A 19940-nucleotide genomic window follows, 5' to 3' on the forward strand; every position below is an offset into this window, starting at 1 on the left:
TAATATATGCTTCCTGTAGGTGCGAATTTACTTCGCGCTCATCTAACATAACTTTATCAAAAGCGAGGTATAAAACCTCACCTACAATATATGCTTCCTGTAGGTGCGAATTCACTTCGCGCTTATGTAATTTAATTTAATTTAATTTAATTTTACCAAAGCCAGATATAAAACCTCCCTACAACTTATATACGCCAATTACTAACCACTAATATATCGCTTTTTTCTTCCTTACTTAGGCGTTTATTGCTAACCTCGCGTTTACGTTTTTACTTAAACAAACTTTTGCTAACGGAATAATTATGCTCAAAAAAATATCACTGTTTATCGGGATGGCAATCAGTGCAAATGCTGTTGCTAAAGGTGGCGTATCACCTTATTTACCTTTAAATCAAGCCCCAGAACTTGAGCACCAAGTACAACGACTTTTAGCCGTAAGTAAAAACACACATATTATGAGCAAGCCTTATAAAGCGCACGATATTTATAGAGTGCTGCAAACAGTAAGGCATACTTACCCAGAACTATATCAAACACTTTCGTACCAACTTAGCCCCTACATTCAAAGCGATGCGGGTACATTTGCAAAAGTAACGCTTGCTGCTGGCACAAAAGATAAAACACTGCCGAACCAACGCGGCCAAACCACTAAAACCAACTTAATTGTTGAAGGTGGCGCTTACGCTAACTTCGGGCGTTACTTTGGTGTAAGTGTTGCAGGCATAACCAACGAAGACGAAATATTACCTACACAAAGTTTTTTTTACCTTGGTAATAAATACGCGCAGTTAGATGTAGGTTACCGCGAACATTGGTACTCACCTTTTAACGACAGTGCCATGCTATTAAGCACACAAGCTAAAACAACGCCTTCTATAACGCTTAGTAATGTAGAGCCAATAACCAGCTTTAATATTCGTTACGATATGTTTATTAGTAAAATGACAGAACAACGTGGGATCCGTAAAGGTAACTACGACCCTGTAAACGGTAATGAATTTACACCCGGTAAGCCTTATTTATTTGGTTTACATACCAGTTTTGCAGCAACAGATAATCTAACAATAGGCCTAAGCCGCTTAATGCAGTTTGGTGGTGGTCCGCGTAGTGTTACGTTAAAAGACTTTGCAGAAGGCTTTTTTACCCCTGGCAGCAAAGATAATATAACCAGGTCGGATGCAGAGGAAGTTGATGCAGACTTTGAGCTTGGAGATCAACTAGGCTCTATAACATTCACTTACAATAACAGTATTTATGCACTGCCTTATGAGTTATATGGTGAAGTAGCACTTGAAGACACATTAGGTGGCTCTCGCAATAATGCATATAGCTTTGGTGTTTATTTACCTTTTATTGCTAACAACCACAGCTTACGTTTTGAGCACAGTAACTGGCAAAAGAGCTGGTATGCAAATAGTATATATAAAGATGGTAACCGTAATTCTGGCAATGTAATTGGCCACTGGGCGGGTGATGAACACGACTACACCGACTACACTCCGGCTAAATCTATGAGCGTAAACTGGCATTGGCAATTAAGTAAAATAGAAAGCTTAAATACCACCATTCGCATGCTTGAAAATAAACGTGATGGTTATAAAACAAGTTACGAGCTGCAAACGGCATACACACGTAAGTTAAGTAAACCAATAATGGGCGCTAAAAGTTGGGGAGCTGAGCTGTATCAAGGCAAGGATGTATACGGGGAAACGTTTGCTAGATTAGGTGTATTTGCCAATTTTTAACACCCTGTAGGTGCGAATTTACTTCGCGCTCATCTAATTTCACTTTACCAAAAGCGAGGTATAAAACCTCACCTACAATATATGCACCCTGTAGGTGCGAATTTACTTCGCGCTCATCTAACCTAACTTTACCAAAAGCGAGGTATAAAACCTCACCTACAATATATGCACTCTGTAGGTGCGAATTTACTTCGCACTCATCTAACCTAACTTTACCAAAAGCGAGGTATAAAACCTCACCTACAATATATCCCCCCTGTAGGTGCGAATTTATTTCGCGCTCATCTAACCTAACTTTATTTAAGCCAATAAAAAACACTGCCTCAAATTGAAAACAGTGTTTTTAAATGACTTACAAATTGTAACCTTTATTTATAAAAGCTTTTGTACCACTTAATAAGCTCACTTACGCCTTGCTTAACACCAACTTGCGCTTTATAGCCTGTTGCATTAAATAAATCTGTAGTATCAGCATAAGTTTTATAAACATCGCCGGCTTGCATTTCAGGGAAGTTCTTTTTAGCTTCAGTGCCTAGTTCAGCTTCAATAGCTTATACCTAGCCTTTAAACTTTGTTTATTAATCACTACCAAATAAATCGCGAGTATAAACTTTGTCAGCAATATCACTCAACTCTTCAACCATGCGGTTAGATACAACAACGTCAGATATTTGCTTAAACTCATTTAAGTCTTTAATTACACGAGAGTGATAAAACTCATTTTCTTCAAGTACTGGTTCGTAAACTACAACCTCAATACCTTTAGCTTTAATGCGCTTCATAATGCCTTGAATAGCAGAAGCTCTAAAGTTATCAGACCCTGTTTTCATTACTAGACGATATACACCAACCACTTTAGGGCTGCGCTTAATTATTGAGTCTGCAATAAAGTCCTTACGCGTAGTATTAGCATCTACAATTGCACCAATAATATTATTTGGTACATTTGCATAGTTTGCACGTAGTTGCTTAGTGTCTTTTGGTAAGCAGTAACCACCGTAACCAAATGATGGATTATTGTAATGGCTACCAATGCGAGGGTCTAAGCTAACACCCTGTATAATTTGCTTAGAGTTTAAGCCATGTGCTTCAGCGTAGCTATCAAGCTCATTAAAATAAGCAACGCGCATTGCTAAGTAAGTATTTGAGAATAACTTAATAGCTTCGGCTTCAGTTGAGTCGGTAAACAGTACTTCAATATCTTCTTTTATAGCGCCTTGCTTAAGTAAGCTTGCAAACACAGTTGCGCGCTCACTTTGCTCACCAACAACAATACGTGATGGGTATAAGTTATCGTGTAGTGCTTTACCTTCACGTAAAAATTCTGGCGAAAATATTAAGTTATTAATACCAAGTTTTTCTTTTATACCTTGCGTAAAGCCAACAGGTACCGTCGATTTAATAACCATAACTGCATTTGGGTTATGCGCTGTGGCATCTTTAATTACAGCCTCTACAGAGTTTGTATTAAAGTAATTATTTTCTACATCGTAATCAGTGGGTGTAGCAATAATTACAAAGTCAGCATTTTTATAGGCTGCTACTTTGTCGGTAGTAGCTGTAAAATTTAAGTCGCTGCGAGTTAAAAACTCACTAATTTCGGTATCAACTATTGGTGATTTTTTATCATTCAATAGCGCTATTTTTTGTTCGTCTATATCTAATGCAACCACTTCATTGTGTTGTGCTAGCAACATAGCGTTAGAAAGGCCTACATAGCCTGTACCTACTACGGCAATTTTCATATTAATCCTTTAAGGTTAGTTAATAAGTAATAAAATGATTCTATCAGAGTTATAAATTAGGCTCTAGCTAAAAGACTTTAGCTAGAATGTAATATCGAATATATTACTAAATATTTTTTGCAGAATAATATGGGTAAGAGCAGGATGAACATATTGAAATATACACCAAGTAGTAGATGCTAATTCCCTTCATTCTTATTTTATTTAACCTCATTAAAAGCGAGGTATAAAACCTCACCTAAAATATACGTAAACTTTAGAGGCTACTTACTTTGCACTTGTACAGTTTATATTATTAACTGCTTATGTTAACTATATTATCTTTTGCGACATCCTCAACTAACTTTTTAGCCTTAGCATTCCAAACTAAATCACATATACCATCCGTTGGGTTAAAGCCTGTTGGTGCATCTAGTAACAATTGACGTATTGATTCGTGATCAAAGTTATGACATGCAATATCTAACGCTTCTATAAACACATTAAGCTCAGCTAAAGGTAGCATTACTTCACTGGCTGTCATTATACGTTCGTGTATTGTTTCCCCAACGTTATTACCAATTAATAGCTCTTCGTAAAGCTTTTCGCCTGGGCGTAGGCCCGTACACTTAATCTCGATATCACCATGTGGGTTAGTGTCGCTTTTAACTTCAAAACCAGAAAGCCGCACCATTTTAGTCGCAAGATCTTTAATTTTAACGGGGTCGCCCATATCAAGTACAAATACATCACCACCTTTGCCCATAGCGCCTGCTTGTATTACTAGTTGAGCTGCTTCTGGAATTGTCATAAAAAAGCGTGTTATATCAGGGTGTGTAAGCGTTATTGGGCCTCCCTCTTTTATTTGCCTGCGAAATAGCGGCACAACAGAGCCACTAGAGCCAAGTACATTACCAAAGCGCACCATACAAAAACGTGTTTTGTGCTTAACACCTTGCTCTTGCGTTAAGCCCTGCAGCACTAATTCAGCCATACGTTTAGTCGCCCCCATTACATTAGTCGGGCGTACTGCTTTGTCGGTAGATATAAGCACAAAATTTTCAACGCCTGCATTAACTGCGGCTTTAGCACAGTAATAAGTACCAAACACATTATTACGTACACCTTCAACAACGTTATGTTCAACTAATGGAACGTGTTTATAAGCAGCTGCGTGATAAACTGTATGTACGCCAAAGGTTTTCATTACTGTTTCAATGCGGTTGATGCGCTGCACCGACCCCATTATAGGCACCAACTCAATATTAAGGTTATTATTAATAATGTACTCACTAAGCTCTTTTTCTATTGAATATAAGCCAAATTCACTGAGCTCAAATAAAACAAGTTTTGTTGGTTTTTGTTTAACTATTTGTCTGCAAAGCTCCGAACCAATCGAGCCGCCAGCCCCTGTTACCATAACCACTTTATTAGCTATGTTAGCGGTCATTAAATCCATTTTAGGGGCTACTGGGTCCCGGCCTAGTAAATCTTCAACACCTACCTCTGTTATTTCAGCAAGCTTAGCTTTGCCTTCTACAACATCAGCCATTCCTGGGATAGAAAGTACTTTAATGGTGAGGGGCTCTAATTGGGCAAGTATTTCTTTACGGCGTGCGCGAGTTTCACTAGGTAATGCTAATAAAACTTTACTTACTTTGCGTTTATTTATTAGCTCGTAGATGTCCTTGAAACATACGACAGGTATACCTTGAATGATTGAGCCATGTTTAGTGGCATCGTCGTCAATAAATGCACTAACAAAGTACTCAGGGCCAGCACCTAAAGCAGTCGCTAATTGCCGCCCAGCAGAGCCCGCCCCATAAATAATCACAGATTCTTTTTTATTTGTCGTCATTCTACCAATCATGGCGCGTACCAATACGCGTGAACCACCGACAGTTAATAAGCACAACCACGCAAATATGAATGGCATCGTACGTGGTATATTAATACCCATAAAAAACGCAAGTAAAACTAAAATCACAGTTGTTATAACAGTACCAAGTACTATCGCCCATATAGCTTGCGAGTTCATGTACCGGAGAACAGCTCGGTATAGCCCCAAACTTACAAACGTATATAAACTTATAGGCGTTAATAATGCCAACAAAAGCCAGTTATCCAATTGTTTTAAGGGCTCTAGGCTATCAAGTCTCACTATTAATGCTAACCAAAATGCCAGCATTATAAATAACGAATCAATACATAAAGTAATTAAGCGTTTTTTAGCCCGTGATGCATTCAAAATAGTACGAATAAAACTTTCCACTGCAAGTTTTCCTCTGATACATAAGGTAAGGTTCTAAGTGTCAAATATAAAGAGAGACTGGTATTATAAAAGCATAATAACTGAAGTATATTTCGAATTATTTAACCCTATCACCACTCCCACTCCCTGTTACTGTCATTACTATGTATTTAAAATAATTACCAATTGTGAGTGTATCAATCATTTCTTTGTCTGTTTTAGCTAGCAACTCTGGAGTTGACATGTCTATTTCGTTTACCTGTGCCAAGCCTGTAACACCCGGGCGTACATCAAATATATTCTTGGCATCGCGTGCTTGGGTTAACTCTTCTTGATTAAATAAACCTGGGCGAGGTCCAACCAAGCTCATTTCACCTTTTAGTACATTCCAAAGTTGAGGAAGTTCGTCTAACTTTGTTTTACGCAAAAAACCACCAAAAGGTGTTATTGATGCAGTACTAGCTAGGTGGCTTGCAACTGAAGCGGTATCAACAGTCATTGTTCTAAATTTTACTAACGTAAATGGCTTTTTATTACGGCCAACGCGTTCTTGCATAAATATAGGTGAACCAGTGTCAAATAAACCAATTATGTATAAAATAACTAAAAACGGTAACGTAAATAACAAACCAAAAAGTGAAAACAAAAAGTCAAGTAAACGTATCATTTATAAATCCATTAATTATTTTATTGAAGACTTTTTAGCAGCCAGTTTAAAACCATGTTCAACAGAATATGGTGGAGTCCAATCAAGTGTATTCTTCGTATGAGTAATATCTAATTGAAGAGAACCAGTCAGCCTATCAATCTCATCACCTTTATTAAGTAATTTACCGGCTAATTTAAAACACCAAACAGGCACTGGAAGAGCTAAGTTTTTTTTACCTTGTAGCTTAGTCATCAGTGCAACCATTTCAGCAGTTGATAAGTCATGATCATCACTGGCTAAAAACACTTGGTTTGCCGCTTTAGGGTGTTCAATACATACTTTAATTAGATCAACCAAATTATAAACAGACACTAAGCTACGTTTATTATTTTTAATTGCTTTAAAAGGCAATGGTAAACCTTTATCTACAAAACGCATTAGTGAGGCGAAGTTTGCTTTGACACCTTCGCCGTAAACAAGAGGAGGCCTAATAATAACAATTTCCATCCCTGTTTTTTTAGCCAACTCTAATAATTGCTGTTCAGCTTCAGCTTTAGAAACCCCATACGGATCTTCAGGATTAGGAACATCTAACGCGGTGTAGGGAGCTTTGTTAGTTGTACTTTCGCCATTAACTTTTATAGAGCTAACAAATATAAAACGTTTAACACCTGACTGTGCCGATTGTTTAGCTAAATTGAGAGTGCCTTCTGTATTAACGGCTCTAAATTCACTAAGGGACTCACTTGCTGCATCATCCATTATATGCACTCTAGCAGCACAATGTATTACAATATCAACGCCATTCAATATGTTTAAATAGTGAGTATCTTTAGTAATATCTGCATTAAAGTGGTTTCCTGTCTGTAAGCCAGTGCGACTAAGTAACTTTAAAGAATAGCTATTATCAATTGTTTTCTTTAAGTGGTTACCTACAAAGCCTGTAGCGCCAGTAATTAAAACATTAGTCATTAGCTTTCGGTCTCTTCAACAGTTCTAATAATTTAAAGGGAAGTTTTGACATTAAAATAAAAATATTAGTGTAAATACCATTTTCTTCACAGGCCTTTACTATTTCTTTATTTAACGTTAGTGAGCTTTTTAGGCCTGAGGTACTAACACCGCCATCTCGCATTCTCACCAAAATTTTATTGATATGTTTAAAGTTAACTTTATTAACTAATAAAAACCGAACAAACACTTCATAGTCAGCAGATATTTTATAGTTAATTTTATACAGACCATATTTATCATAAACTGATTTTTTAATAAATGTTGCCGGGTGAGGCGGCATCCAACCGAATCTCAACTTCCAAGCTTTAAAACGAGGTAAAGAATAAAAACGAGTGATTTTTTCAATATTTTCTGGCTTCACAAAAATAAGATCGCCAAATACTATTTCTGTATCTACGTCAAAGTTATTTATAATTTCAGTAATCACGTCTTTAGTTTCATAAAAATCGTCTGAATTTAAAATACCAACAATATCTCCTGTCGCATTTTTAATACCTTTATTCATGGCATCATAAATGCCTTTATCAGGCTCGCTGATCACTACACTAATTTGCTCGCGGTATTTATTAATAATATCTAAGGTGGCATCACTCGAACCACCATCAATAACTATATATTCAATATTTTTATAGTCTTGGGACAACACTGAAGTGATAGTGTCATTAATAGTTGCTGCGCTGTTATAACAAACAGTTATTATCGAAACTTTCATTCGTTTCCTAAGGTTGAATTAAACTAAAAGTAGCTGTTACTAAATTTTTAGCTTTTTCTTCAGAACTCGATTCAGCGTAACAACGCAACTCTGGGGCATTACCTGAAGGCCTCAAATGTACAATATCCCCATTATCGACTGTAATTCGTAATCCATCGGTTGTATTTACGTCATACGCAAGCTCATAGCCTAACTTAATTAAGAAAGCAGAGGCATCATGTTTTAGCTCGCTAATTACTGCAAAGCTTTGTTCTTTTGGAAAATGCTGCAGCCTGTCACTCGCAGTAAAACGCTTTGGCAACTTGGCAAGTTGTTGCGATATTGATTCTTTTTGAGCTAACAATACAAGTGCCGGCAGTACTGCATCTCGCGTAGGAAGTGCGGCTAGGTGCTTACCATTAAAATCAATGTCCGAACCTAACAGATACCCTCCATTTGCTTCAAATCCAGCTACACGAGCATTGCCTTTATTCAACCCAGCAAATTCAGCAATAACATAAGGTGAGCCTATTTTAGTACGTATAACTTGCTTAAATAAGTTCGACTTTTCAATAGCGGTATTACAACTTACTGGCACAGCTAATGAGTCAATATTTAATAACTGACTACACAAAAGCCCTAAAATATCACCGCGTAACCAATTTCCGTCCTCATCAGTAATAAGCGGGCGGTCACCATCACCATCGGTTGAAAATATTGCATCAAAAGCATATTTCTTTGTCCAGCCTATCGCTTTTTGCTGATCACTATCAGATACAGCCTCAGTGTCTATAGGAACAAATATATCGCTACGTTCTAAGCTTATTACCTCAGCACCGAGCTCCTCAAATAATTGCTTATAGATATCACGTCCTGAACTAGAGTGCTCATAAATACCTATTTTTTTACCTAGCAAGGTTTGAGCATCAAACAATTCAGAATAACGGGCAATATATGCAAATTTTGCTGCATTATTTTGAGTCAATTCCACATAGCTTTCTGTATCGACTCGAGTATATGAAACAGCTTCATTTAAAATAGCTTGCTCATCTTGCTTGGTAATTTCACCATCTGGACGATAAAACTTAAGCCCGTTGCGGTCAAAAGGAATATGGCTGCCCGTTACCATTATACTTGGCATATCGTCTTGCATTGCTTTATATGCCAATGCTGGAGTCGGTAACACGCCGTAATAAACAACTCTTATATTTAATTGCTCTAAGCCCTTTACACACGCTTGCGCTATTTCGTAGCTACTTGGGCGGTTATCTATTGCGATTGCCACGGCATCAAAAAAAAATCACTTTTAATCGAGTTCGTAAATGCTATGGCAAATGCTGCACATACATCTGGAGTAAAGTCGACAACTAAACCTCGTGCACCACTTGTACCAAAAGCTATTCCACTTGTGGCAATCACTCCTGAACTTATTAATTTTTTATCCATAATATTACCAAATTCTTTTTTATTTATAAAAAACAAAAGCCCACCCACACACTAATGATTATTTTTTATTTAAACTAGCTTTAGGGGAGAATGGGATCTGTGGTATTAAAATTAACACCACATAACAATTAAGCTGCAGCCTAAATATTATTTCTAACATTGCAGCTAGGAGATTTATTTTACTCTGCCGTAACGGTCTTCAAAGCGCACTATATCATCTTCACCTAAATATGAACCTGACTGCACTTCTATCAACTCTAAATTAACTTTACCCGGGTTTTCTAATGCATGTACGGCTGTAATTGGGATATAAACAGATTCATTTTCAGTTACAAACTGTTCAGTATCATCTATTTGTACTTTAGCAGTACCCGAAACCACAATCCAATGCTCAGCCCGATGGTGATGCATTTGCACTGAGAGCTTAGCACCAGGTTTTACTGTAATACGTTTAACTTGAAAACGTTCACCGCTGTCAACTGAGTCATACTTACCCCAAGGGCGATATACTTCTCTGTGCAATTTCGCTTCTGAGCGTTGTTCGTCTTTTAGTTGCTGAACAATCGCTTTTACATGTTGCGATTTGTCTTTATGCGCAACCAGTAATGCATCCTTTGTATTTACAATAACTAAATCCTCAACGCCCACTGTAGCTACCAGTTTATCTTCGCCAAATACTAAGGTGTTTTTAGTATCAATTGCTTTTACATCACCGGTAAATACATTACCGTTTTCGTCTTGTGATGATACTTCCCATAACGCAGAAAATCCGCCAACATCGCTCCAACCTGCATCCATAGCGACAACAACAGCATCTTTTGTATGCTCCATAACGGCGTAGTCTATTGACTCATCAGGACAGGTTTCAAATGCAGCTTTATCAACACGTATAAAATCTAAATCGTTATTTTGTACTTGCATAGCTTTTTCGCATGCATCATAAATATCAGGGCGGTATGTTTTAAGCTCATTTAAATAGCGGCTCGCTTTAAATAAAAACATACCGCTATTCCAGTAATAATCACCACTGGCAATATATTCCTTAGCTGTAGAGGCATCTGGCTTTTCAACAAAACTATTTACAACAAAACCAGTTTGAAATTGCTCTCCTCTTTTAATGTAGCCATAGCCAGTTTCTGGTTTATTACCCACAATACCAAAGGTTACTAATTTATCTTGCTTGGCAAGCTTTGCCGCTTGATTAACACTGCGCTGAAATGCTTCTATATCATCAATTATGTGATCAGCGGCTAATACTAATAAAAGTGGGTCAGTACCTTTCTCAACCGCTTTAAATGCAGCAAGGGCTATAGCTGGAGCTGTATTTCGCCCTACAGGCTCTAAAAACATACCGCTATGTTCAACTCCTAATTGACGAACTTGCTCTGCAGCTATAAAGCGATGCTCTTCATTACAAACAAGCATGACGGGGCTATGCGCTAGACCAGTTAAACGGCTTAGCGTATTTTGCAGCATTGTTTGTTTACCGCTTAATGTTAAAAATTGCTTTGGATAGTTGCCGCGCGAAAGTGGCCATAAACGCGTGCCTGAACCGCCCGCCATTACTACTGGTAAAATCACTCTAAGATTCCTCTAGTATTTATTGCTTCGAAGTACCACTTTGTATGCTTGTGTACGTCATTATCATTTAGCAATTCTTCGATAGATAGCCAATTATAGTTACTATGCTGTTCTGCAATTGGCAAATTTCCCAGTATGTTGCTTTTAACTTTTAATATATAAGCAATAGCAACATAGTGAGTACTTATTGCCTCATTAACCACGCAATCATCATAAAAATGATCATAAGGACCTAAAAGAGATGCTTCATTTATTAAATATTGTTCGCCTAATTCACCTTTTGTTAAGCGTTTGAAGGCATCTTCTAACGATTCATTTTTTAAAATTCGCCCACCTGGCACAAACCAATAATCTTTAGCTGGTCGGTTTAGGCGCTTACCTAATAACGCTTGATTGTTTTCATTAATCACAACCAAATCTATTGAAACTAAAGGGGTGCTATCAATCACTGTGGTAAATATTGCTTGTTCTAAAAACATATTATTTTCTAAAATTATTTTGGTTATTTAAAAACCATTCATAAGTTGTTTTTAAACCATTTTCTAAACTAATCGTATATTCCCAACCTAAAGATTTAAGTCGAGATACATCCATTAACTTACGCGGGGCACCATCAGGCTTAGTCGCATCAAACTCAATTTCACCTAAAAAACCAGTTATCTTAGCTACGGTTTCAACTAGTTCGCGAATCGTACAATCAACTCCCGTACCCACATTTATATGACTTAACATTTCTTGCGTATTGGCTTTATAAATATCATTACTTAAATTCATTACATGAATAGAGGCCGCAGCCATATCATCTACATGCAAAAACTCGCGCATAGGCTTACCTGATCCCCACGCAACTACTTTAGAGTCACCCGCTAGCTTAGCTTCATGAAAACGACGTATTAGAGCTGGAATAACATGCGAGTTTTGAGGGTGAAAATTATCATTTCCACCATATAAATTAGTCGGCATTACTGAACGATAATTACGGCCATACTGTCGATTATATGACTCACACATTTTTATACCTGCAATTTTAGCTATGGCATAGGGTTCATTGGTTGGCTCTAATATAGCGGTTAGTAACGCATCTTCTCGCATTGGCTGTTCAGCAAGCTTAGGGTAAATACACGATGAACCTAAAAATAATAAATCGTTTACACCTGAAATATAAGCGCTATGAATAATATTATTTTGTATTGTAAGGTTCTCATAAATAAACTCAGCAGGGTAGGTGTTATTAGCGACGATTCCACCTACTTTAGCTGCGGCTAAATAAACTTGCTCGATATTATTTTCACTAAAAAAAGTTTGTACATCCGCTTGACTAAGTAAGTTAAGTTCATCTCTCGAACGAGTAATTACTTCAACATCACTCAATGCTTTAAGTTGCCTAACAATCGCACTGCCAACCATTCCATTATGACCGGCAACAAAAATACGTTTTTTATTCATATTTATTCCATAACAAAACCCAGCATAGAGCTGGGTTATTTTATTAACGATATTATAAAATCATTCGACAGATACGTTAACTTTATATCCATGCTCTTTCAATAACACATGCTGCTTAGCCTTAGCTAAATCATTTTGCACCATTTCTGCACACATCTCTTCAACAGTTATTTCAGGTACCCAGCCTAGTTTTTCTTTTGCTTTTGTTGGATCGCCTAGTAAGGTTTCAACTTCAGCAGGGCGGAAGTATCGAGGGTCGACTCTTACAATAACATCGCCGACAGTAAGTGCGTGAGCATTATCACCTTCAATACTTACAACTGTCGCGATTTCATCAACTCCTTCGCCTGTAAAGTTTAGGGTAATACCTAGTTCTTTAGCTGAAAGATTAATAAACTCACGTACAGAGATTTGCTTACCGGTTGCAATTACAAAGTCTTCTGGTTTATCTTGTTGTAGCATCATCCATTGCATACGTACGTAATCTTTAGCATGACCCCAATCACGTAATGCTTCCATATTACCCAGATATAAACACTTTTCTAAACCTTGGGAAATATTGGCCAAGCCACGGGTGATTTTACGGGTAACAAAGGTCTCACCCCGACGCGGTGATTCATGGTTAAATAAAATACCATTACATGCATACATACCATATGACTCACGGTAGTTTACTGCTATCCAGTAGGCATACATTTTTGCCACAGCATAAGGTGAACGCGGATGAAATGGTGTTGTTTCTTTTTGTGGAATTTCTTGTACTTCACCATAAAGCTCAGAAGTAGATGCTTGATAAAACTTTGTTTTCTTTTCAAGCCCTAAAAAACGAATTGCTTCAAGCAAACGCAGTGTACCCATTGCATCAACATCTGCTGTATATTCAGGTGCTTCAAACGAAACTGCAACATGACTCTGTGCGCCTAAGTTATATACTTCATCTGGCTGCACTTCTTTTAAGATACGTGTTAGATTTGATGTATCTGTTAAATCGCCATAATGAAGAAAAAACTTAGGGTTTTCCTCATGGATATCTTGGTAAATATGATCCACACGCTCAGTATTAAAGCTTGAAGCACGACGTTTTATTCCATGTACCTCATAGCCTTTTTCAAGCAAAAATTCAGCCAAATAAGATCCATCTTGACCAGTAACACCCGTGATTAAAGCTACTTTATTCATTTAAAACTCACTATATTAATTTTTGGTATATTCCATTAAAATCCGAAGCGATTTTCGCAGGATTAAACTTTTCGTTTATGTATTTCACAGAATTTTTTGACATTAAATCTAACTGCGGCTTTTCTAGGCTAATAAACTTAACAATGCATTCAGCTAAGTTTCTTGGGCAAAAAGGCTCTGCAAGATAACCATTATAATTATTAATTATAATGTCTTTTAAACCCGAGTAATTAAAAGCCACGACTGGTGTACCACAAGCACAACTTTCAGCAGCTACTTGGCCAAATGCCTCAGCTCTAGATGGCACAATAGTTAAATCTGCTAACCTATATAAATTTGCCATTGATTCTTGTGACTTGACATGGCCAACTTTGATAACGTCAAAGTTTGGAATATCACTGCCATCAAATTCTCCACCGAATGCCACAAGCCTAACTTTATTTTTTTTGCTTTGTGGAAGAGTTTCATCCAGTAATTTAAGAGCACGAATCAATAAGTCAGCCCCTTTTAAAGGGTTAGAACCACCGCCAACAGCGCCAAAAAGCACTACAATATCAGAGTCCGATATGCCAAGTTCTTCTCGAGTTAAAGAGTTTGGCAAATTAGGTGAAAAAATATCTACAGGCACGGCGTTACCGACGACATGGACTTTTTTATTAGATAATAAAGCGCTATGCTCAACTCTAGATTTCATCCATGTAGATGGAACCGTAATTTCAAAGCTTGCGTCACTTAAATATTTCATTTTACGTTTAAATGTATGATCCGAGGAAAAAGGAATACTAAACTTTTTGTCAATAATATTAGTATAGTGTTTAAACCTTTCCTCAGCATAATGCTCATTACCACAATAAAGCCATTCATCATGTAAAGTCACTAGGCAAGTATGGGTTATAGTTAACTCTTTCATCTTTTTAATAGAGATAGAGTCGTTATTTACCCAATGAACGTGTAATAGGGAGCTTTTAGAGTTTATTAGACTCACAGCTGCAGTAGAACTAAAGATATTTAATGAAACTTTATTTTTATAACTATAATTAAATATCCGGCCCAAGGCATGAGAAATTACCCTTAAAGATAAATGTGATAACTTTTTAAGGCCTGTAACATCATCTACAACGTAACAATCAATCTCAATCCCAAATTTAATTAATGCATCTTTTATTCTATTTGCAGCTATTGCGGCCCCTCCCTGTGAGAGAGAAAATGCAAAAAAAGAAATATTGTTAACTAAGTTTTTCTTATTCAAGTTATTTCCTTTTAAGTAGTTTCTTCCAGAAAACGAGGTTAAATAAATAATTTTTTAAGATGCCAGCTAGACCGAAATTAGTGTAAATAGCTCTAAATTTTTCAATCCTTTTTAATCTAGTAACTTTTGAACTAATGCCATCCCCTTCAAAAATAGCTATTGGCAAATCAATTTGCTTAAACTTACTAAAACCTTTTTTTACATATAAACGGGCTAAAAGTTCAAAGTCGCCGAATATTCTGTAAGTTTCATCGTAAAATGTTTTATCTCTAAAAAACATTGCCTGATGACAAGCAAAAAACTCGCCATTCCTGAGCATTTTTGGAGTTGGCTGAGATCGGACAAGCTCTTTTAAATTATTTACCTTGTGGCCATAAATAACTATATACTCAGAAGAATTAAAGTCTGGTAAACTTAAAGCACACTCTAAAGTTGTATTACTTGCAAGCTCATCACCAGCATTAATAAATATAATCCATTCTCCAGAACTTAATTTAATACCTTTATTCATTGCATTATAAATTCCATTATCTGGCTCAGAAATAAAATCATAGTTTGACAATTCAGTAGTCCTACAACTCAGAAATTTCTCAGTTCCATCATTAGATCCACCATCGATAACAATGTGTTCAAAGTTTTTGTAAGTTTGAACTTCAATAGAATTACATGTACGAATCAACCCTGCCAGATCGTTATAAGCTATCGTTATAACACTTAATTTTAAATTATCATTCATTGCCATAATCATTCATTGCCATAATCGTTATTCAATATTTCTGTATAGAGTTCTTCATATTGTGTATTAATAACTGCATATGACCAGCATGCCAAAGCTCTTTCTCTCGCCATTTTAGATAACTCAAATTTATTTGATAGACACCAAAGGATCCCCTCAGCAAAGTCACTTACATTGTAACACTCAGCAAGATAACCAGTAGATTTATGCTTTACTACATCCTTTAAACCAGAAGAATCAAAACAAACTACTGGAACACCGCATGATTGTGCTTCACTTGCCGTTTGCCCAAATGCTTCCAACCTTGAGGGAACTAGCATTATATCCATCGCATTATAAGCACTAGCGATAGCAACCTCATCATTAAGATGTCCCGTAGAGTAAGTTTTAAAACCTGCAATATTTTTCCCAACGCCCTCTGCACCAAATATCAAAAAAACAATATCTTGATCACCTGGAGCTCTATTCTCAGCGAGTAATTCAGATAGTTTTACTAGAGCTTTCTTTAATAAGTCATAACCTTTTCTTGTATCTTGTTGCGCAGATAGTGCGCCAAAGCCAATGACCACTTTGTTGTCTGGAATTCCGAGCAAGTCCCTAAAAGGCTTTTTAATTAAAGGCTTATATAAATTAGTATCTAATGTGTTTGCGATAGTTTTGAAACGTACATTTGCAGAATTAAAGATTTGACTTTGCTTTGCACATTCAGTTAACCACTGACTCGGTGTTACAATAGTAAGTCTCTTACCTCCCCAGGCCTTTAACTTTCTCTTCCAAACGATTCGGTCAATATCTATACCAGAGTTACCACATAAAGAGTCATTTTTTTTATAACCATTTACATAACGTGAGCTTTCTATCGAATTAACATAATGTTCAGAACCACAAAATGCCCACATATCATGCAATGTCAATACTATTGGATAAAGCTGTTTTTTACCTATTTGTTCAATTGAAATACTCTCATCATTAATCCAATGAAAGTTAACAATATCTGGTCTTTGTTCTTTTATTAATTTAGGTAAATGCCCTGGAAGCCAATTACCTGAATGGTAATTCTTATTTGAAGTTTTTTGAAGAGAAATCAATTTGCGTCCCACTACATATCTAATAAATGAGCAAAGTCTTATCCAAAAACTGCTATCAGTAATTATTGAGCTATCTGCCTTGCTCTTTTTTGATACGACTAATGAAACATTTAATTTTTTACTACACACTTTAAAAGCAGAGAAAAAACGATATGAAGCTTTAGCTGCACCTCCGGCAGAGTCGGAGCTAGAAACTAGTACAACTTTAATCATGCTTTAGCTAACCTTACAAACTTCCTAAAAGCCCTTATAAAAATATTTGGGTATGTTTTTCGGAAAAAACCTTTTATAGCTTTCAGTGCTAATGTATTTTCATTAAAGCTATCGACCCATGTATCACATATTTTAGAAGCTAGAGGAGAGGTAAAAATATCCCATGCACCGCAGTTTTCGCCGCTACCATCATTACCTATATTTTGCACATAAGTTTTAGTGGGGTTAATACATAGCCCATTATTACTAAAAATAGTTGCATACCAAAAGATAGCCCAGGTGTTCAGCCGACCTGATTCATTAGCTTCAACTTGCTTCCAAAAATTATGGGTGCTATCGATATTAAACTTTTTAATATCTTGCTTAGAAAAAGTTTCTATCAACTCTGTTGGATTTTTCTCAAAATGCTGCCAACGATCTTCCCACGTAGCCCAACCCCAGCAGTTCATTGCACGCCAAGCAAAGGTATCCTCTTTGATTTCAAAGTCTACCGGGTAAGTCCAGCCTGATATATGCCATACTTCCTTATTAGTCTTATACCGTTCTAATGATTCATTCATAAAACTTAAAAAGTATTTTGACGTAACTAAGTCATCTTCAAGGACAATTACTTTTCCAAACTCATTAACAACGTCAGTGACACCTGTCATTATGTTTTTAGCTAAACCAAAATTTTCGCTGCGTCTAATTATGCTTACTTTTTTAAAGCCAGTTAGCTCAGAAATAATTGCATCAACAGCATCATAATCATTCTTATGTTCTATTTTTTTTGGGTAATCTAAAAAAACATATAACTCTGTTTCATTCGCTAATAAATTTTCTTTCAAAGCATTAACTGTACGTAAAGTATGTTCTGGTCTTGCATACGCAAACAAAACTACAGGCGCATATTCTTTTTCAATATTCATAATATTATTTAGCCTTTATAAAAACTAAGCTTTTAACTTGGAGTAAAAATATATCTGGTGCGAGAATGATATTTGATAAAACAGCTTGACTCGCCTGCGCCAAAACAGCAGATATAGCGGCACCGACAATACCAAACTGAGGTATCAGTACTAAGTTACTTGAAATGCAAACACATAGACCAATTAGAGTTCGGTAAAGTGCTAATTTCCCTTTTTTTTCCAAAACCATCCAGATAGTTTGCGCGATACCCATATTTATAAATAGATTAGTAAATATATGAATCGCTAATACTTCACTAGCCCCTGAATATGCTTCTCCGTAAAGCAATACAATAAGTAATTCTGAAAAAAAATAAAAAGGTATGCAAACTAACCAACCTAGTATTCCAAATACCCAGAATATTTTTTTTAGTAAACTTTGATACTGCTCTTCAGACTCTACTTTTTTCCTTGTAATAAAGGGTGTAATCGTTCGTTGAATAATTGTGGGAACGAAAGATAATTGAACTGATATTGCAACCCCGGCAGCATATAGCCCTAACGCTCCAGGGCTTAGTAAATTCTTAACCATTAATTGATCAACTCTCATGTATAAAACAATTGATAAACTAGAGAGTAAGTAAGGCCAAGACTCTCGAATAAGCTTTTTTGCTAAATCTACAGACAATTTCCAATTAAAAAATGAATCAGATCGAGAATAAATAAAAGCAAGAGCGACAGATGAAAAAAACATTTCTAAGCCAGTAAACAAGGCAAAATATATAAGCTCTTGTTCCGTAAAGATTAAAAGAACACGACCAATATTAACTAACGTATAAGCAATTAACTTAGCAATTACTGAACTTTTGTTTTTTGATTGACTTTGAAACCATAACTCTAGAATGTCCATACTTTGAAAAAGAAGAGAAATAGAAACTAATACCATCAAAATAGTTGAATCAAAAGTTTCAAAAAAGTAGAAAAGTAAAAACGCTAAAGCATAAGAAAAAACACCTGCAAATAACTTTATTACAAATGCTGTACCTATTAGTTCATTACTGTTTTTAGGCTTTAGAGACAGCTCTCTGACCAAAACACCATCTAATCCGACTCTAGATAATGCTTGGAAAAAGATAACTGCAGATATAACATAAGCAAGCTCACCAAAAAGTTCTGGGCCTAAATACCTAGCAACCCAAACACTAACAAAGAGCCCTAAGCCTAATCGATAAAACTTATCGAAAAGTAGCCATGCTGAATTAGTTAAAAAAGATTTACCGTTGACGCTTTTTAACATTAGTACTTCTTAAAATTAAGTTTTTAAATCTACGTTTCATATAATACAAAAAGTCAGATGCAGTTAAGTTTTTAAGTGAGAATACTTCAGAGTTATGAGTTAAGCCAATGAGCTTTTGTAATTCAGCTTCAGAAAGCGATAATATTTTTTTCATTGCATATGGCTTGAATGGAATACCATGAATAGATGAATTGAATAATATAGGGTAAATATTCTTATTAAAACGTACACGCTTATACTGATCATAATCTTGAACAGATTTAATTGGAACAAAATAATAAAGATTATCTACAACATTGCTAATATCCATATATTTATAATCAATATATTCATTCAATAATTTATTTTTGATTGGATCTTTCTGTAACTCCCTCAAATTAAATTGACCAGCAAAGCTAAAACAATATTTAGCACCAGCAAGTCTCCCCACTAAGGCTGCTGCATAACCGCCTGCACTTGAACCTATATAGATTGCTTCATAACCATCACAAAGCTTTGTTAATAAATGAGAAAGTTTTTCTATAGAATTGCAGTTTTCATTAATGCCATGAATATACCATTGCTTATAAACATCCCTGACAAATATAACTCTAGAGTAATTATTATAAGGTATTATACTCTCCCATTCATAGCGTTCTTTAGAAAGCACCCTCTCCAATTCAGAATTTAAATTTGGAAAGTACAAGCCGTTACTAGAAAAACAAACTAAACATTTGTTATTCTTTACTAAAGGATTATCAACCA

General features: G+C 36.1%; 17 protein-coding genes and 2 pseudogenes. 1 reads left to right on the forward strand and 18 read right to left on the reverse strand.

From position 1 onward, the window contains the following. The first annotated feature begins 302 nt into the window (after window positions 1-302). Window positions 303-1745 (forward strand): capsule assembly Wzi family protein, encoded by a 1443-nt coding sequence (locus P20429_RS05850; RefSeq protein WP_007584989.1) that lies wholly within the window; start codon window positions 303-305, stop codon window positions 1743-1745. Here the strand turns inward: P20429_RS05850 and P20429_RS05845 are convergent. The 18 genes and pseudogenes from P20429_RS05845 to P20429_RS20650 form a co-directional block, all read right to left on the reverse strand. Further along, window positions 1717-2064: a hypothetical protein gene (locus P20429_RS05845; RefSeq protein WP_007584990.1), complete on the reverse strand. Its 348-nt coding sequence runs from the start codon at window positions 2062-2064 to the stop codon at window positions 1717-1719. The genes P20429_RS05850 and P20429_RS05845 overlap by 29 nt on opposite strands. A gap of 49 nt (window positions 2065-2113) precedes the next feature. After that, window positions 2114-2296: pseudogene (locus tag P20429_RS20395) on the reverse strand (protein CapI); the annotation flags it as partial. A gap of 27 nt (window positions 2297-2323) precedes the next feature. Then, window positions 2324-3490 carry a nucleotide sugar dehydrogenase gene (locus P20429_RS05840; RefSeq protein WP_007584992.1) on the reverse strand — a complete coding sequence of 389 codons (1167 nt, stop codon included), beginning with the start codon at window positions 3488-3490 and terminating at the stop codon, window positions 2324-2326. A 295-nt stretch (window positions 3491-3785) separates the two neighbouring features. Next, window positions 3786-5741 carry a nucleoside-diphosphate sugar epimerase/dehydratase gene (locus tag P20429_RS05835; RefSeq protein WP_033026984.1) on the reverse strand — a complete coding sequence of 652 codons (1956 nt, stop codon included), beginning with the start codon at window positions 5739-5741 and terminating at the stop codon, window positions 3786-3788. Window positions 5742-5838: 97 nt separating this feature from the next. Then, window positions 5839-6387 carry a sugar transferase gene (locus P20429_RS05830; protein ID WP_007584994.1) on the reverse strand — a complete coding sequence of 183 codons (549 nt, stop codon included), beginning with the start codon at window positions 6385-6387 and terminating at the stop codon, window positions 5839-5841. A 15-nt stretch (window positions 6388-6402) separates the two neighbouring features. Beyond that, window positions 6403-7341, reverse strand: coding sequence for an SDR family oxidoreductase (locus P20429_RS05825; protein WP_007584995.1), 939 nt, complete (start codon window positions 7339-7341; stop codon window positions 6403-6405). Beyond that, window positions 7334-8095, reverse strand: a complete 762-nt coding sequence (locus P20429_RS05820) for a glycosyltransferase family 2 protein (protein WP_007584996.1) — start codon at window positions 8093-8095, stop codon at window positions 7334-7336. The genes P20429_RS05825 and P20429_RS05820 overlap by 8 nt, the downstream gene beginning before the upstream one ends. A gap of 7 nt (window positions 8096-8102) precedes the next feature. Then, a pseudogene (locus P20429_RS05815) lies at window positions 8103-9520 on the reverse strand (phosphomannomutase). 174 nt (window positions 9521-9694) lie between these two features. Further along, window positions 9695-11101: a mannose-1-phosphate guanylyltransferase/mannose-6-phosphate isomerase gene (locus tag P20429_RS05810; RefSeq protein ID WP_007584999.1), complete on the reverse strand. Its 1407-nt coding sequence runs from the start codon at window positions 11099-11101 to the stop codon at window positions 9695-9697. Beyond that, a complete protein-coding gene (locus tag P20429_RS05805; RefSeq protein ID WP_007585000.1) occupies window positions 11098-11580 on the reverse strand; it encodes a GDP-mannose mannosyl hydrolase in 483 nt (160 codons plus the stop codon). The genes P20429_RS05810 and P20429_RS05805 overlap by 4 nt, the downstream gene beginning before the upstream one ends. A gap of 1 nt (window position 11581) precedes the next feature. After that, entirely contained in the window at window positions 11582-12547 is a 966-nt protein-coding gene (locus P20429_RS05800) for a GDP-L-fucose synthase (protein WP_007585001.1), read from the reverse strand. A 60-nt stretch (window positions 12548-12607) separates the two neighbouring features. Then, complete coding sequence (gmd, locus tag P20429_RS05795) at window positions 12608-13726, reverse strand: GDP-mannose 4,6-dehydratase (protein WP_007585002.1); 1119 nt, start codon at window positions 13724-13726, stop codon at window positions 12608-12610. 10 nt (window positions 13727-13736) lie between these two features. Continuing rightward, a complete protein-coding gene (locus P20429_RS05790; RefSeq protein ID WP_007585003.1) occupies window positions 13737-14975 on the reverse strand; it encodes a glycosyltransferase in 1239 nt (412 codons plus the stop codon). Between the two features lies 1 nt (window position 14976). After that, window positions 14977-15717, reverse strand: a complete 741-nt coding sequence (locus tag P20429_RS20160) for a glycosyltransferase family 2 protein (RefSeq protein WP_202799305.1) — start codon at window positions 15715-15717, stop codon at window positions 14977-14979. A 2-nt stretch (window positions 15718-15719) separates the two neighbouring features. After that, a complete protein-coding gene (locus P20429_RS05785) occupies window positions 15720-17012 on the reverse strand; it encodes a glycosyltransferase (protein WP_007585006.1) in 1293 nt (430 codons plus the stop codon). Continuing rightward, a complete protein-coding gene (locus P20429_RS05780) occupies window positions 17009-17920 on the reverse strand; it encodes a glycosyltransferase (RefSeq protein ID WP_007585008.1) in 912 nt (303 codons plus the stop codon). Before P20429_RS05780 ends, P20429_RS05785 begins: the two co-directional genes overlap by 4 nt. 4 nt (window positions 17921-17924) lie before the next feature. Further along, on the reverse strand, window positions 17925-19196 hold the full coding sequence (locus P20429_RS05775; protein ID WP_007585010.1) for a flippase: 1272 nt from the start codon (window positions 19194-19196) through the stop codon (window positions 17925-17927). Next, window positions 19174-19940: hypothetical protein (locus P20429_RS20650; RefSeq protein WP_158307913.1), on the reverse strand; the 767-nt coding region annotated here is incomplete at its 5' end. The genes P20429_RS20650 and P20429_RS05775, both read right to left, overlap by 23 nt.

Source organism: Pseudoalteromonas sp. BSi20429 (assembly GCF_000238895.1).
GTDB classification, from domain to species: domain Bacteria; phylum Pseudomonadota; class Gammaproteobacteria; order Enterobacterales; family Alteromonadaceae; genus Pseudoalteromonas; species Pseudoalteromonas arctica.

Coding starts and splice junctions, on each gene's coding strand:
- P20429_RS05850 (WP_007584989.1), top strand. CDS start 303: ATGCTCAAAAAAATATCACTGTTTATCGGGATGGCAATCAGTGCAAAT.
- P20429_RS05840 (WP_007584992.1), bottom strand. CDS start 3,490: ATGAAAATTGCCGTAGTAGGTACAGGCTATGTAGGCCTTTCTAACGCT.
- P20429_RS05830 (WP_007584994.1), bottom strand. CDS start 6,387: ATGATACGTTTACTTGACTTTTTGTTTTCACTTTTTGGTTTGTTATTT.
- P20429_RS05825 (WP_007584995.1), bottom strand. CDS start 7,341: ATGACTAATGTTTTAATTACTGGCGCTACAGGCTTTGTAGGTAACCAC.
- P20429_RS05820 (WP_007584996.1), bottom strand. CDS start 8,095: ATGAAAGTTTCGATAATAACTGTTTGTTATAACAGCGCAGCAACTATT.
- P20429_RS05805 (WP_007585000.1), bottom strand. CDS start 11,580: ATGTTTTTAGAACAAGCAATATTTACCACAGTGATTGATAGCACCCCT.
- P20429_RS05800 (WP_007585001.1), bottom strand. CDS start 12,547: ATGAATAAAAAACGTATTTTTGTTGCCGGTCATAATGGAATGGTTGGC.
- gmd (WP_007585002.1), bottom strand. CDS start 13,726: ATGAATAAAGTAGCTTTAATCACGGGTGTTACTGGTCAAGATGGATCT.
- P20429_RS20160 (WP_202799305.1), bottom strand. CDS start 15,717: ATGGCAATGAATGATAATTTAAAATTAAGTGTTATAACGATAGCTTAT.
- P20429_RS05785 (WP_007585006.1), bottom strand. CDS start 17,012: ATGATTAAAGTTGTACTAGTTTCTAGCTCCGACTCTGCCGGAGGTGCA.
- P20429_RS05780 (WP_007585008.1), bottom strand. CDS start 17,920: ATGAATATTGAAAAAGAATATGCGCCTGTAGTTTTGTTTGCGTATGCA.
- P20429_RS05775 (WP_007585010.1), bottom strand. CDS start 19,196: ATGTTAAAAAGCGTCAACGGTAAATCTTTTTTAACTAATTCAGCATGG.